This window comes from Winogradskya humida (assembly GCF_016862215.1).
Taxonomy (GTDB): Bacteria; Actinomycetota; Actinomycetes; order Mycobacteriales; family Micromonosporaceae; genus Actinoplanes; species Actinoplanes humidus.
In genome coordinates this window covers 126,496-140,672 of record NZ_BOMN01000086.1, presented here as the reverse complement: position 1 = coordinate 140,672, position 14,177 = coordinate 126,496, and the positions used below count along the sequence as shown (strand labels likewise).

14 protein-coding genes are annotated in these 14,177 nt (G+C 70.6%); 7 read left to right on the top strand and 7 right to left on the bottom strand.

The features are described from left to right. The first annotated feature begins 69 nt into the window (after positions 1-69). The gene (locus Ahu01nite_RS29600) at positions 70-1,587 is read left to right on the top strand and encodes an SDR family oxidoreductase (protein WP_203839942.1); all 1,518 of its coding nucleotides are present in this window, start codon (positions 70-72) and stop codon (positions 1,585-1,587) included. Here the strand turns inward: Ahu01nite_RS29600 and Ahu01nite_RS29595 are convergent. The 4 genes from Ahu01nite_RS29595 to Ahu01nite_RS29580 are packed head-to-tail and all read right to left on the bottom strand — an operon-like array spanning position 1,511 to position 4,608. Continuing rightward, positions 1,511-2,428, bottom strand: coding sequence for an L-threonylcarbamoyladenylate synthase (locus tag Ahu01nite_RS29595; protein WP_203839941.1), 918 nt, complete (start codon positions 2,426-2,428; stop codon positions 1,511-1,513). The genes Ahu01nite_RS29600 and Ahu01nite_RS29595 overlap by 77 nt on opposite strands. Then, entirely contained in the window at positions 2,425-3,051 is a 627-nt protein-coding gene (locus tag Ahu01nite_RS29590) for an arsenate reductase/protein-tyrosine-phosphatase family protein (RefSeq protein ID WP_203840003.1), read from the bottom strand. The genes Ahu01nite_RS29595 and Ahu01nite_RS29590 overlap by 4 nt, the downstream gene beginning before the upstream one ends. Then, entirely contained in the window at positions 3,051-3,695 is a 645-nt protein-coding gene (locus Ahu01nite_RS29585; RefSeq protein ID WP_239159245.1) for an L-threonylcarbamoyladenylate synthase, read from the bottom strand. Before Ahu01nite_RS29585 ends, Ahu01nite_RS29590 begins: the two co-directional genes overlap by 1 nt. A gap of 37 nt (positions 3,696-3,732) precedes the next feature. Continuing rightward, a complete protein-coding gene (locus Ahu01nite_RS29580) occupies positions 3,733-4,608 on the bottom strand; it encodes a N5-glutamine methyltransferase family protein (protein WP_203839939.1) in 876 nt (291 codons plus the stop codon). A gap of 98 nt (positions 4,609-4,706) precedes the next feature. On the opposite strand from Ahu01nite_RS29580, the gene Ahu01nite_RS29575 reads away from it, so the two are divergent. From Ahu01nite_RS29575 to Ahu01nite_RS29565, 3 genes are read left to right on the top strand one after another with little or no spacing between them, the layout of a single operon-like run. Then, the gene (locus Ahu01nite_RS29575; protein ID WP_203839938.1) at positions 4,707-6,212 is read left to right on the top strand and encodes a GGDEF domain-containing protein; all 1,506 of its coding nucleotides are present in this window, start codon (positions 4,707-4,709) and stop codon (positions 6,210-6,212) included. Next, a complete protein-coding gene (locus tag Ahu01nite_RS29570) occupies positions 6,209-7,477 on the top strand; it encodes a PQQ-binding-like beta-propeller repeat protein (protein WP_203839937.1) in 1,269 nt (422 codons plus the stop codon). Before Ahu01nite_RS29575 ends, Ahu01nite_RS29570 begins: the two co-directional genes overlap by 4 nt. Before the next feature lies 1 nt (position 7,478). Then, entirely contained in the window at positions 7,479-8,834 is a 1,356-nt protein-coding gene (locus tag Ahu01nite_RS29565; protein ID WP_203839936.1) for an outer membrane protein assembly factor BamB family protein, read from the top strand. On the opposite strand, the gene prfA is transcribed toward Ahu01nite_RS29565, so the two are convergent. Together prfA and rpmE are read right to left on the bottom strand one after the other, a co-directional pair. After that, positions 8,831-9,922 (bottom strand): peptide chain release factor 1, encoded by a 1,092-nt coding sequence (gene prfA / locus Ahu01nite_RS29560; protein ID WP_203839935.1) that lies wholly within the window; start codon positions 9,920-9,922, stop codon positions 8,831-8,833. The two genes, Ahu01nite_RS29565 and prfA, sit on opposite strands and share 4 nt — an antisense overlap. 86 nt (positions 9,923-10,008) lie before the next feature. Continuing rightward, positions 10,009-10,236: a 50S ribosomal protein L31 gene (rpmE, locus tag Ahu01nite_RS29555; protein ID WP_203839934.1), complete on the bottom strand. Its 228-nt coding sequence runs from the start codon at positions 10,234-10,236 to the stop codon at positions 10,009-10,011. A gap of 193 nt (positions 10,237-10,429) precedes the next feature. Here rpmE and Ahu01nite_RS29550 point away from each other — a divergent pair, with 193 nt between their 5' ends. From Ahu01nite_RS29550 to Ahu01nite_RS29540, 3 genes are read left to right on the top strand one after another with little or no spacing between them, the layout of a single operon-like run. Then, on the top strand, positions 10,430-11,506 hold the full coding sequence (locus tag Ahu01nite_RS29550) for an RNA ligase (RefSeq protein WP_203839933.1): 1,077 nt from the start codon (positions 10,430-10,432) through the stop codon (positions 11,504-11,506). Beyond that, entirely contained in the window at positions 11,503-12,399 is an 897-nt protein-coding gene (locus Ahu01nite_RS29545) for a phosphatase domain-containing protein (protein ID WP_203839932.1), read from the top strand. Before Ahu01nite_RS29550 ends, Ahu01nite_RS29545 begins: the two co-directional genes overlap by 4 nt. Beyond that, positions 12,400-13,032 carry an RNA ligase family protein gene (locus Ahu01nite_RS29540; RefSeq protein WP_203839931.1) on the top strand — a complete coding sequence of 211 codons (633 nt, stop codon included), beginning with the start codon at positions 12,400-12,402 and terminating at the stop codon, positions 13,030-13,032. On the opposite strand, the gene Ahu01nite_RS29535 is transcribed toward Ahu01nite_RS29540, so the two are convergent. Then, a complete protein-coding gene (locus Ahu01nite_RS29535; protein WP_203839930.1) occupies positions 13,016-14,173 on the bottom strand; it encodes a nitric oxide synthase oxygenase in 1,158 nt (385 codons plus the stop codon). The two genes, Ahu01nite_RS29540 and Ahu01nite_RS29535, sit on opposite strands and share 17 nt — an antisense overlap. Between the last annotated feature and the right edge of the window lie 4 nt (positions 14,174-14,177).

The window sequence follows — 14,177 nt, the reverse complement described above, 5'->3', positions numbered from 1 at the left end:
CTAAGTTGGCGCAACGCTCCCTCGCAAAAGCATATTGCTTAGGGCCGCTGCCTGCGGGCACACAGTGGTATGCGTTGTCTGGTAACTGGAGCCACGGGGTATATCGGCGGGCGGCTCGCACCCCGATTGATGGCAGCCGGTCATGAGGTGCGAGCACTGTCCCGCAGCGCCGCCCGGCTGCGCGACGTCCCGTGGGCACATGATGCGGAAATCGTCGAGGGCGACCTTTCCGACCCCGCGACACTGCTTCCGGCACTCGAGGGCGTGGATGTCGCCTATTTCCTCGTGCATTCGCTCGGCCAGCCCGATTTTGAGCGGCTGGATCGGGAGGCGGCCACGAATTTCGCGCGGGCGGCGTACGAGAAAAAGGTCAAAAGGATCGTTTATCTCGGTGGCCCGGAGCCGCCGGCCGACGAGCAGCCGTCGGCACATCTGCGGTCGCGCGCCGAGGTGGCGAAGATCCTGCTGGAGAGCGGCGTGCCGACCGTGGTGCTGCGGGCGCCGGTGATCATCGGCTCCGGCTCGGCCTCCTTCGAGATGCTGCGCTATCTGACCGAGCGGCTGCCGGTGATGGTCACGCCGCGCTGGGTGCGCAACCGGATCCAGCCGATCGCGGTACGCGACGTGTTGCGCTATCTGATCGCCGTCGCGGAGCTGCCCGGCGAGCTCAACCGGGGCTTCGACATCGGCGGGCGTGACGTGCTGACCTATGGCGAGATGATGCAGAGCTACGCGCGGGCCGCCGGGCTGCGCCGCCGGATCATCGTGCCGCTGCGCCCGCTCAGCCCGTGGCTGTCGGCGCACTGGGTCGGTGCCATCACCCCCGTGCCCAACTCGATCGCGCGGCCGCTGGTGGCCAGCCTGATCCACGAGGCGATCACCCACGAGCACGACATCGCGGAGTACGTGCCCGACGAGGGGCTGCTGGGCATCGACGAGGCCGTCCGGGTCGCGCTGGGCAAGATCCGCGACGACGAGGTCGAGACCCGATGGTCGAACGCCTCCGGGCGGGACGCGGCCGCCGAGCCACTGCCCAGCGACCCCTCGTGGACCGGCGGCACGATCTACAAGGACGAGCGCTGCACCGAGGTGAACGCCCCCGTCGAGGCGCTGTGGCGGGTCATCGAGGGCGTCGGCGGTGAGAACGGCTGGTACTCGTTCCCGCTCGCCTGGGCCGTGCGCGGCTGGCTGGACCGCATGGTCGGCGGGGTCGGGCTACGCCGCGGCCGGCGCGACCGCGACCGCCTCTACGTCGGCGAGGCGCTGGACTTCTGGCGGGTGGAGGAGATCAACCCCGGGCGCCTGTTGCGGTTGCGGGCCGAGATGAAGGTTCCGGGCAAGGCCTGGCTCGAGATGTACGCCGAACCGCGCCCCGACGGCACCTCGCTCTACCGCCAGCGGGCCCTGTTCGTGCCCCGCGGCCTAGCCGGTCACGCCTACTGGGCGAGCGTGCTGCCGTTCCACGGGATCATCTTCAGCGGCATGGCCCGCAACATCGCGCGGGGTGCCCTCATGAAGCAGCCGCCCGGCTCAGGCGGTCCCGGACGGCCAGCCAATCCTCGGTCGCCGGCGGGCTCTTCACGATGATCGTGGCGACCCCGCGGTCGTCGAGGCGGTGCAGGGCGGCGTAGAGGTCGGCGGCGTACTCACGGGGGTCGATGCTGAGCATCTCCGCGTCCCGCATGTCCTCGGTCTCGTAGGTCAGGATCCCGACCGGCTCCTCGGCGTCCTTCACGTCCCGGACGTCATCGGTGAGGATCAGCCGGGCGCGGGGGGAGTAATGCCGCTTGCTCATGCCCGGTGAGGACCGCTCGGTGCCGTCGACGACCTCGTCGGGCAGCGCCACCGAGCCTGTCACCTCGCGGATGTCGCGCAGCGCGAGCGCACCGGGCCGCAGCAACCGCGGGATCTCCCCCGTCACGTCTAGCACGGTCGACTCGATCCCCCAGGACGCCGGGCCGCCGTCCAGCACCAGCGGCACCTCCGGCAGGCTGCGCAGCACGTGCTGGGCGGTCGTCGGGGAGATGCCCTCGGAACGGTTGGCGCTCGGGGCGGCCAGGGCCAGACCGGAGGCGTCGAGCAGCTTGCGGGCGACCTCGTGGGCCGGCACCCGGACCGCGATCGTGCCCTGCGTCGCGCTCTCCAGCACCAGGGTCAGCGGGCCGGGCCAGAACTGGGCGGCGAGCTCGTTCGCGATGTCCGGCCACGTCTTCGCGAGCGCCCGGGCGGCGGTGACATCGGCGACGTGCACGATCAGCGGGTTCCAGGACGGGCGGTTCTTGAGCCGGTAGATCTCCGCGACGGCTTTCTCGTTGAAAGCGTCGGCGCCGAGGCCGTAGACGGTCTCGGTAGGAAACGCGACGACCGAACCGGCGCGCAGGAGCTCGGCGGCGCGACGGATCCCGTCGGCGTCGGGTGCGACGATCACGCGGACCTCGGTGCTCCCGGAAGCAGGACGTCGACCAGCGGGAACAGCGACTCCTCGATGTCGTCGCCGATGCGCTGGAAGGTCTGGTCGCCACGGCCCCAGGGGTCGTCGAGGTCGTCGGCGGGCAGCGGGTCGCCGTCTGCACGCAGGCTGTCGGCGGCCTCGACCAGGGCTGCCGCACGGGCCGCGAACGACTCCGGGTCGGTGCCCCCGGCCGGCAGGCCCTTGGGGTCGAGGTCACGCAGCAGACGGGCGAAGTGACCGAGGACAAACGTACGGCTGGAAGCCCCCGGCAGCAGCGCGTGCACGTAGTCGCTCTGGTCCGCCGTCGCGGTCAGCACCAGATCGGCCTCGGCCAGCTGGGCACCGGTGAGCTTGCGGGCGGTGAAGCCGTCGGTGCTGGCACCACGCAGCCGGATCTGCCGCGCCGCGGGCGGGTTCATCTCCTCGCCCTCGTGCCAGCCACCCGTGCCGGCACTCCGGCTGACCAGCAGGTCGTCGAGATCCGCGTCGGGGTCCTGTTTGCCGAGGCGCTGCTGCGCGGCGAGCACCAGCAGCCGCTCGGCCATCGGCGACCGGCAGATGTTGCCCATGCAGACGTGCAGCACGGTGAAAGCCATGATCAGGATCCCGCCGGCTGGATGTCCGGGACGACGTCGCGCAGCTTCTCGAACGCCAGCGCGCCCTCCCGCAGCACCCGCGGCACGTCGCCGGTGACGTCGACGATCGTGCTCGGCGCCGGATCGTGGGCGACCCCGGCCTCGAGGTAGATGCGGACGGCGTACTCCAGCTGGTCGCGCGCCTCCTCGGCGGTGACCGGCGCGGGCTGACCGGCCTTGTTCGCGGTGGTGACCGCCATCGGGCCGATCTCGCGCAGCACCTCGAGGGCCACCGGGTGCAGCGGCATCCGCACCGCGACCTTGCCGCCGGTCTCCCCGAGATCCCACTGCAGGCTCGGCGAGTGCTCGACGATGATCGTCAGCGCGCCCGGCCAGAACGCGTCGGCCAGCTCGCGCGCCGCCTTGGGCAGCGAGTAGACCAGGCCGTCCAGGGTGTGCCGGGAACCGACCAGCACCGGCGGCGGCACCCGGCGGTCCACACCCCGCGCGGTCTGCAGCGCGGTGACCGCGTGCGGGGTGAACGCCTCCGCGCCCACGCCGTAGACCGTGTCGGTGGGCATGACGACGAGTTCGCCGCTCTTGACCGCCTCAACGGCCGCGGCTATGCCACGGTCCCGCTCGGCAACGGCCCGGCAGTCATAGAGCATCACACGATGCAGTCTGCCACGCTGCCTGTAACCAGGCTTACACGCGGCGGGCTGTCGCAAATCTTGGGCGATCGGTCAGATCGATATGCCCGATTACGTCGGTAAAACGACCATCCGCGCGGAGCAGCGCCGGGACGTCGTCGCCGTGTACGTCGTCGTGCTCGATGCCGACCACGCCACCGGAACGCAGCAGGGCCGCGGCGAGCTTGATGACCGGTCGGATCACGCTGAGGCCGTCCGCGCCGCCGAAGACCGCCATCGCCCGGTCGTGGTCGGCGACCTCCGGGGGCACCGGCGTTCCCTCAGGCACGTACGGCGGGTTGCAGAGCAGCACGTCGACGCGGCCGTGGAGATCGCTGAGCAGGTTCGGATCGGTGACGTCGCCGGGCTCTACGCGTACCGAGGCAAAGGGTCTGGCATTGTCCCGGAGATAGACCAGGGCCTCGGGTGACCGCTCGACGGCGATGACCAGCGCGGGTTCGGCCTCGTCGGCGACCGAGAGGGCGATCGCGCCCGACCCGCTGCACAGATCCACCACCGTCGCCCCCGCGGCGGTGTGCTCGATGCCCCAGCCCGCGAGCAACTCGGTCTCGGGCCGCGGCACGAAGACGCCGTCGCCCACCTTGAGCTCCAGATGCCGGAAAGCGGCCGTGCCGAGCACGTGCTGGAGCGGCACCCGCCGCGCCCGGAGCTCGACCAGTTCCTCGTATCGAAGCAGCTCATCGCCGCGCACGGTGTCGATGAGCACCAGCCGTCCGCGACCCACCCCGAGCACGTGCGCGGCGAGCAACTCGGCATCGACGCGGGGCGACTCGACCCCGGCCTCAGCCAGACGTCTGGCGGCAGCCGCCAGAGCGGGGCTCAATCGAGTCCGGTCCGTCCCCTCCGAGGGGTGTTCGTGCGCGAGTGTCACGGCATAATCATGAGACGTCGCATCGCGGCGACGACCGGCCGGGTCGTCGATCGATGAGCGTCGTCGGCAGGAGGGGCCTGAATGGCCGTGGCGGTCTCATGACCTGGTTGGACCAGCTACCGGATTGTGTCGATGACCTCCGGCGGGCCGGCGACCTGCAGCAGGGCGGGCGCTCGGCCGAGGCGCTGGCCATCCTCGACAAGGTCCTCGAGGTCACGACCGACCCCATGACCAGGGCCTACGCCCTGGTCCAGCGGTTCGGCGCCCTGATCAACCTCGGCCGCATCGCCGAGTTCGCCACCGCGATGACACTGGCCAGCAACGCCGTCTACGAGACCTCCGACCCCTATCTGCGCGGCCAGATGCACGCCTTCGCGGCTTTGGGCGCCCATCTGCAGAGCGCCCTCGACCGCGGTGTCACCCACCTCGTGCAGTCCTCCCGTGCGCTCGCGGCCGTGCCCGACGGCGATACCGAGACCGCGTGGGGCTGGCACGACCTCGCGATGGCCTATTCCTACCTCGGCTTTCACGGCCACGCCCTGACCGCGATCGAGCAGGCCCGCCAGGTCGGTGCCGGTGCCGGGATGGCCCCTGAGCTGTTCTTCGCTCCCGGCATCCGGCTGCGCAACGCGGTCTCGCTGGATCACCAGGGCGACACCGACGGCTGCCTGCGGGTGCTGCGTGACATCGATGTCGAGCTGTCCCGCTATGTCTCCACCGGCGCCGCCGACCGGCTGCGGCCCAGCAGCCGCCCGGTCTACGGCTACGCCCTGGCCCGGCGGGCCGCCCTCGGCGAGACCCCCGAGACCGACGCGGGTGCCCTGCTCAACACCGGCGGCGACAGCGTGCGCTCCCGCGACCTGCGCCACCTCGGCGGCGTCTGCCTCGACATCGCCGCCGGCCGGCCCACCCGGGCTTTGCGCAAGCTCGACGCCGTGCCCGTCTCGCCGGAGATCCTCGGGCCCGCCGAGCCCGCCCGGTTACGCAGCATCTGTTACGCCGTCGCCGGTGAGCACGAGGCCGCCCACTCGGCCGACCGTTATGCGTTCCGGCTCGCCGCGCAGCGCATCGACCGCCTGCGCGACGGATATCTCGACGGTGTGGCGGCCCGCCTCGACGCCCAGGAGACCCACCGCGACGCCGGCCGCTACGGCGACGAGACCCTCACCGACCCGCTTACCGGCCTGCCCAACCGCCGCCAGCTCGAACGCTACGTCTCGGCGATGCTGGCCCGGGGCGAGCGAGCGGCGATCGGGGTCTGCGACCTGATCGGTTTCACCGCGGTCAACGCGCGGCACGGCCGGCACTGCGGCGACCTGGTGCTGCAGCGCATCGCCGGCGTGGTCAGCCGCGTCATGCGCCGCGGGGACTTCGTGGCCCGCTTCGCCGGTGACGAGTTCGTGGTCGTGCTCCCCGGCGCCGGCCCGACCCAGGCCGCCGAGGTCTCCCGCCGGATCAGCGCCGCCGCGGCCGGCGAGAATTGGCAGGTCCTCGTCCCCGGCACACCGATCGGCCTGGCCGCGGGCTGGTCCGAGGTCGGCCCCGACCGGCGCAGCCTCAGCGCCGCCCTGGCAGCCGCGGCAGGGAACCGCCTACCTGCGTGACGGTCATCGACCTGGGCGTCGTCGGCGCTGTCCCGGGCAAGAAGGCCGCGCCCCGCCCCCGTCGATTCCTTGTCCTCGGCCGGCTCATCGCCGTGGCCTGCCTCCTCACCGTCACAGCGTCGGCGCCGCCGCGACCCGGGCCGTTCACCGCGCTGTGGAGCATCCCGCTGAGCGACGGCCTGGACCAGGTGCAGACCGCCGAGGACGCCATCCACGTGCTCCGCCACGGCCCACCCAACCAGCTGATCACCTATTCGCTGAGGACCGGGGCGATCCGTTCCACCATCACGGTGCCGGACGAGGCCCGGATCATCAGCGAGACCGCCGGCGACGTCGTGCTGATCGCGCTCGGCGCCACGTCACCGCCTTCTTTCGGGCGCGAGACGGTGGCGGTGGACACGGCGACCGGGCGGCAGCTCTGGCGCCTGCCCGGGGCGGTGACCGGCTTCTCCGACGGCCTGGTCCTGCTCAGCGAGTGGGGACCCAACGCCAGAACGGTGCGGACGCTGCGGGTGGTCGGTCTGCGCGACGGCGCCCAGGCGTGGTCACGGAGCGCACCGTACGGATGGGTGTCTACCGAAACCGATCGGGGCCGGGTCATCACCGTCGGCAGCGACGGTCACGCCGAGGTCCGCGCCCTCGCCGACGGCCGGCTCGTGGCACAGGCAGCGCTCCCCTGGACCGGGACCTCCCGGATCAACGCCCGGGACGGCATCCTCGTGGTCGAGAACTACGACGACCTCCGGCAGCAGAACAAGGTCACGGTGTTCGACCTCGCGACGATGCGCCCGCAATGGGCCGCCGTGGCCCTGGGCAACGGCGGGATCGTCGACTGCGGCCCGGTCCTGTGCGGCTACGACGGCACCGGGGTCAGCGGATGGGACCGGGCCACCGGCATCCAGCGCTGGTATCAGGCACGCACGAACGTCATCTACCCCCTCGACGGCGGCCGGGTCGGCACCAGCGTCGGCGAGCTCGGCACGGACGAGCTGGTGGTGCTCAGCGCGGAGAGCGGCGCGGTCGTCAGCCGCACGCCCCGGGCGAAGATGGTGCCGAGCCACGGCTCCGCGACCGTGTACGTCCTGGCCACCACCGTGACCCCGTTCGCACAGACCGCCGTGTGGCGCCTCGACCAGCACACCGGCGGATCGACCCTGCTCGGCCTGATCGGCCAGCTGATGGATTACAGCTGCGACAGCAGAGCAGAACTGCTGATCTGCGCAACGGCGGACGCACGCCTGGTCACCCTTGCCTACGCTGGCTGACATGGCCGTCATCGAGCTGGGGCTCGTCACGGGGGACGACGAGGAGCCGCGCGCGCCCGCCCGGCGCCGGATCCGCCCGAGTGACATCCGGATCCTGGCCGTCGTGGTCGCAGTGCTGTGCGTCGTCGCGGTCACCGGCTCGGAGCCGCCCGAGTCCCACGCGCCCGTGACGCTGTGGAGCGTCCCGCTGCAGGGCGGCAGCGACTCGTTCGCGTCCGAGGGTGGCAACGTCTACGTGCTCTCCTCGGGCGACGGTTATGGGGCGCAGCGTTCCCTCACTGCTTACGACCTGCGTAAAGGCACCGCCAGGTGGTCCGTGCGGGGCGTGGACGACGCCACGTGGATCGGCTCGGTCACCGACGGCGTGCTCACCCTGCCCGCCGCCGACACCACGGTCGAGTACGAGAACACCGACGGCAGCAAGGGCACCCGCGAGTACACCCGGGACACGATCGCTCTCGACACCGCCACCGGCCAGGAGCTGTGGCGGCTGCGCGGCGAGTTCTTCTCGTCCGGCGGTGGGCGGGTGCTGCTCGGCGAATGGAATGACGAGGGCAGCACCGTCAGCTCGTTGCGGGTGGTCGGGTTGCGGGACGGGGTGACGGTCTGGTCGCGTACGGGCTCCGGCGCGCGGAGCTGGGTGACGACCAACGGCGTCCTCTCCGACCGGCTCGTCACCGCGACGGCGGCGGGGCTGGTGGAGGTGCTCGACTTCGCGGACGGGCACGTGGTAGCGGCCCAGCGGCTCCCGTGGCAGCCCGCCGCCGACTCCTCGGAGCAGACCACCGAGCTGAGCGTCGAGGAGCACACGCTGTACCTGCGGACGGTCGACGGGGATCGGGGGCAGGTCGTCGCGTACGACACCGAGACCCTGCGAGAGCTGTGGCGGCTGGACAGCCGGCCCTTCGGCGGTTTCTACGCCTGCGGGCCGGTCATGTGCCTCAACGACGACAACGGCATCACGGGGTACGACCCGGTGACCGGGCAGGTGCGCTGGCAGCGACCCGGCGGGGGCTACGCCTTCCCGCTCTACGACGACCGCCTCGTGGTCGACGAGGACCAGGACGGCACCCGGCACTCCGTGATCGACGGCCGGACCGGTGCGACCCTGACCGACCTGGGCACAGCGACGCTCGTGTGGAACTACAGCGACGAATCCGACCAGGTGTACGCCATGACCCGCACCACACAACCACCCGGCGCGACGGCCGTCTCCGCGCTCGACAAGCGCACCGGCACGCTGGCCATGCGCGGCCTCATCCCGCAGGTCCAGGACTACGGCTGTCAGGCGGCGGAGAAACTGCTCGTCTGCGCCACCAGCAACGCGCAGCTCTCCGTCACCGACCTGGCGTTCTAGGGCCTACGGCCGATTTCGGTGCCGCCGGCGAGGCGGGCAGCGCGGTCGGCTTCGGCGAGGGCGTCGAGCACGGCATCCAGCTCGCCGCCCAGAGCCAGATCGAGGTTGTACGCCGTGTAGCCGATGCGGTGGTCACTGATCCGGTTCTGGGGGAAGTTGTACGTCCGGATGCGCTCCGAGCGGTCAACCGTCCGGACCTGCAGCTTGCGCGCGTCGGAGGCGGCCGCGTCGGCCTGCTCCTGCGCGATCGCCAGCAGCCGGGACCGCAGGATCCGCATCGCCGACTCGCGGTTCTGCAGCTGGCTCTTCTCGTTCTGGCAGCTCACCACCGTGCCCGTGGGCAGGTGGGTGATCCGCACGGCCGAGTCGGTGGTGTTGACGGACTGCCCGCCGGGCCCCGACGACCGGAACACGTCGACCCTCAGGTCACCCGGCTCGATCTGGACGTCCACGTCCTCCGCCTCGGGAAGCACCAGCACCCCGGCAGCCGACGTGTGGATGCGGCCCTGCGACTCCGTGACGGGCACGCGCTGCACCCGGTGCACGCCGCCCTCCCACTTCAACCGCGACCAGACCCCATGCCCACCGGCGGGTACGCCCTTGGTCTTGACCGCGAACGAGATGTCCTTGACCCCGCCGAGGTCCGAGTCCTGCGCCTCGATCACCTCGACGACCCAGCCGTGCCGCTCCGCATAACGGGTGTACATGCGCACCAGATCGCCCGCGAACAGCGCCGACTCCTGGCCACCCTCGCCGGCCTTGATCTCGACGATGACGTCCTTGGCGTCATGCGGGTCCCGCGGGATCAGCATCTCGCCGAGCTTCTCCTCCAGCGCGGGCAGCACCGCGGCGACGGCCTCGACCTCACTGGCGAACGAGGAGTCCTCGGCTGCCAGCTCCTTCGCCGCGGCCAGGTCGGCGCGCGCCGCCTCCAGCTCGTTGTTGGCGGCGGAGATCGGCGCGAGCTCGGCGAAGCGCCGCCCGACCCGGCGCACGAGGGCCTGGTCGGAGTGGATGGAAGGGTCTTCCATCTGCTTCTCGAGCTGGGCGTACTCCTCCAGGAGCTGACTGAGCCGGTCGTTACTCACTGCTTCTCCCTTATCAACACTCCTGGGCCGAACATGCCAACGGCGCCCGGCCCCGCTGAGTGCGGGTCCGGGCGCCGTGGAGGCAGTTACTTCTTCTTGGTACCGCCGGCGTTGACCTTCGCGTACTTCGCCTGGAACTTGGCGACCCGACCCGCGGTGTCCAGCACGCGCTGCTTGCCCGTGTAGAACGGGTGGCAGGCGCTGCAGGTCTCGACACGGATGTCGCCCTTGGCGGTGCTGCGGGTCTGGAAAGTGGCGCCGCAGGAGCAGACGACCTCGGTGGCCGTGTACTCCGGGTGGATTCCGCTCTTCATGTTTACTCGGTCCCTCTCGATGATCGGGTCGCCGGGTCGCCGTCGTGCTGAAGGCGTGAACCGGAACCCTTACTGGCCGATGTATCAGTCTGCCATGCCGGGCACCTCCGGAAGAAATCGGAGGCGGCAGGTGGTACGTGGTCGATAACGTGAGGCGCCCTCGGGGCATTCCCCAAGCTGAAAGGAAAGTGCCATGACGCTGCTCGCTGACGTCTTCGACCCGGCCGACCTGGCTGCGGCGATCGAGGCCGGGCACGTGCGGGTGCAGCGTCATCCCTCGAAGCCCTTCTCGATCTACAACTACACCGAGGCGGCGCAGTATTCGGGCGCCTGGACCCCGGTCACCCTGGCCTGCCGGGGTTTGATCATGGACTCGGATTCCAAGATCCTGGCGCGTCCCCTGGAAAAATTCTTCAACCACACCGAGTCGCACGCACCGGTTCTCGACCCCGCCGCGAAGGTTGTGGTCACGGACAAGCTCGACGGGTCGCTCGGGATCGTCTATCCGGACGGTGACGGCTGGGCGGTGGCCACGCGCGGGTCGTTCGCCTCGGAGCAGGCTCAGCACGCGACGGAGATCCTGCGCAGCCGGTATGCCGGTTTTGTCCCGCCGGACGGGCTGACCGTGCTCGTGGAGATCATCTACCCGGCGAACCGGATCGTGGTCGATTACTCCGGCCTCGACGATCTGGTGCTGCTCGGGGCGGTGGAGATCGCGACCGGGCGGACCCACGGGCCCGAGGCGGTGCCGGGCTGGCCGGGGCCGGTCGTCGAGACGTTCGCCTATGCGACGCTCGCTGATGCACTCGCCGCTCCGGCCCGGGAAGGGCGGGAGGGGATGGTTGTGCACTTCGTCGGCAGTGACGAGCGCGTGAAGATCAAGTACGCCGAGTACGTACGGCTGCATCGGCTGGTGACGGGACTTTCCGACCGTACGGTATGGGAAGTGCTCGTGGCCGGTGGCGACCTGGACGCGCTGACGGAACCCCTGCCCGACGAGTTCCACGCGTGGGTGACCGGGGTCGCCACCGAGCTCATCGCGGCCGTCGACACGATGGCGGAGGACGTGGAGAAGGAGTTCGCGGCGATCGTGGCCGCCCTGCCCGAGGGGTGGGGCCGGCGCGAGTTCGCTGCTCAGGCGCTGAAAAGCCGGCACCGGGGCGCGCTGTTCCTGCGCCTCGACGACAAGGACTACCGGCCGGGGCTCTGGACCCTCGTGAAGCCGGCTGGAGCCCTCTTGAAGCCCGCCGCAGAAGGAATCACGTCATGACCCGCCTGTTGATAACCCGGGGGCTGCCCGCCTCGGGGAAGACCACTTTCGCCCGCAAGCTGCAACCGAACGTCGTCCGGGTCAACCGCGACGACCTGCGCCGGATGCTGCACGGGCAGCGCCTCTTCACCCAGTGGGCCGAGGGGCAGGTCACGCACGCCCAGCGGGCCGCCGTCGAGGCCCTGCTACGCGCGCACGCCGATGTCATCGTCGACGACACCAACCTGCGGGGCAAAACCGTCCGCGAGTGGGCCGAATTGGCCGCCCGGTTCCACGCGACGTTCGAGGTGCACGACTTCACCGACGTGCCGGTGGAGGAATGCATCCGTCGTGATGCGGACCGCCCGGCGGACGAGAAGGTCGGCGAGGAGCCGATCCGGCGCATGCACGAGCGGTATCTGAAGGGTAAGAACCTTCCGCTGCCGATCCCGTTCGTGGACCCGGGCGGTCCGGGACTGGTGTACGAGCCGGACCCCGAGCTGCCCGCGGTGGTGCTCGTCGACATCGACGGGACGGTCGCGCTGATGAGCGGCCGGAGCCCGTTCGACTGGTCCCGGGTCGGTGAGGACGCGCCGAACCCGGCGGTGATCGCGGCGGTCCGGGCGATGCACGCCGCCGGGAACGCGATCGTGTTCTGCTCGGGACGTGACGAGGTCTGCCGCGAAGAAACGCGGGCCTGGCTGGACCTTTACGTGGATGTGCCGTACGAAGGACTATTCATGCGTCCGGCCGGCGACAGCCGTAAGGATGCGATCGTCAAGCGGGAGATCTTCGATCAGGAGATCAGCCCGCGCTGGCGGGTGGTCGGCGTGTTCGACGACCGCCAGCAGGTGGTGCGCATGTGGCGCGGTCTCGGGCTGACCGTGTTCCAGGTGGCTGAGGGAGACTTTTAAATGAGCGGGCAGGTGGGCAAGTACCCGCGTACTTTCCATCTGCCCGATTCCCCGGGCGCCACGAACGACGACCGGATCCAGCACGACCTGTCCTGGTTGGACGGGGAACTGGTGGTGACGGAGAAGCTCGACGGCGGCAACCTGACCTTCACCCGGGACACGATGTACGCCCGCTCCCTCGACTCCGGCACCCAGCCGTGGGACGTGCCGGCGAAGGCGTTGTGGGCGATGACCGCGTATCGGATACCCGACGACTGGCGGGTCTGCGGGGAGTCGATGTGGGCCCGGCGCAGCATCGCGTACACAGAGCTGCCCGGGGTCTTCATGGTCTTCGGCATCTGGGACGAGACGAACACGCTGCTCGGCTGGGACGACACCGTGGACTGGGCGACCCGGCTGGAGCTCCCGGTGGTGCCGGTCCTCTACCGCGGGCTCAGCCTGAGCGAGGCCCGCGCGGCCTGGGCGCTGCGGTGCGACCCCGGAGAATCCGAGGGCTTCGTGGTCCGTAGCGCAGGGCGGATCCCCGCCGACGAGTTCACCCTCAAGCTCCTCAAGTGGGTACGCCCGGAGCACGTACGCACCGAAGCCTCCTGGCGCCACCGCGACGACTTCGCGGTCAATGGTTTCGCATAGGGCAGCGGGCATCGTCAACCGGGTAGAAGTTGGGGCGCAGGTCCAGCTCCTCGTAGTAACGATGGAACACCGGCGTGAGCCCGCCCGAGATCGGCGGCACGATCCACGTCCAGTCGGCCGGCACCGGACGGCCCGCCTTCTCCTCGTTGCGCAGGTGCGTGATGAACCGCTGTGACTCGGTGTGATGGTCGGTGATCTTCACCCCGGCCCGCTCGAACGACCAGAGGACGGCCCGGTTCAGCTCGACCAGGGCGCTGTCCCGCCACAGCGACGATTCCCGGCTGGTGTCCAGGCCCAGCCGCTGCGCGACCACCGGCAGCATGTCGTAGCGGCCCGGGTCGGCCAGGTTCCGGGCACCGATCTCCGCGCCGAGGTACCAGCCGTTGAAGGGCGCGAGGGGGTAGCTCACGCCGCCGATCGTCAGGCGCATGTTCGAGATGACGGGTACGGCGTGCCAGCGCAGCCCCAGCTCGGCGAACCAGCCGTGTTCGGGGTGGGTCAGGGGCACCTCGAGGATGGCGCGTTCGGGGAGGTCGTAGAGGCGTACCGGCCGGCCCGGGACCTCGATGGCGAGCGGGAGGATGTCGAACGCCTCGCCCTTGCCCCGCCACCCGAGCCTCCCCATCGCCTCGGTGAACGCGATCTGGGCCGGGTCGCCCACGTGGCCGCCGTCCTCGGTGCGGTAGCCGGCGTAGCGGATCAGCTGGTCGTTGTGGACGCGGGCGTGCGGGCGGCCCGGCTGGGCGGGCGCGAAGATGCTGATCACCGGCCGGACCCGGCCCTGCTCCCGGCCACCCCCGGCGGTCTGCAGGTGGTGTACCAGCAACTGGAAGATCTCATCGGCGGTACGCGCGCGGCGCCGGTCGAGCACCTGCAGGCTGCGCCAGTAGAGCCGCCCGATGCACCGGCTCGAGTTGCGCCACGCCATCCGCGCGCCGTGGCTGAGCTCCTCGGTGGTGTGCACATAGCCGCCGGTCGCCGCGATCTGCGCCCGCACGATGGCCAGCCGGGGCTCGACCGGTCCGAGACGGGGATTCTCGACGTAACAGCGGCGCAGGAAGTCCTCCGCCTCGCCCGGGTCGACCGGTGCCTCCGGGTCCCACGGCTCGGCCGGATGGTCCCGGTAACCAGGCACGATCATCGAG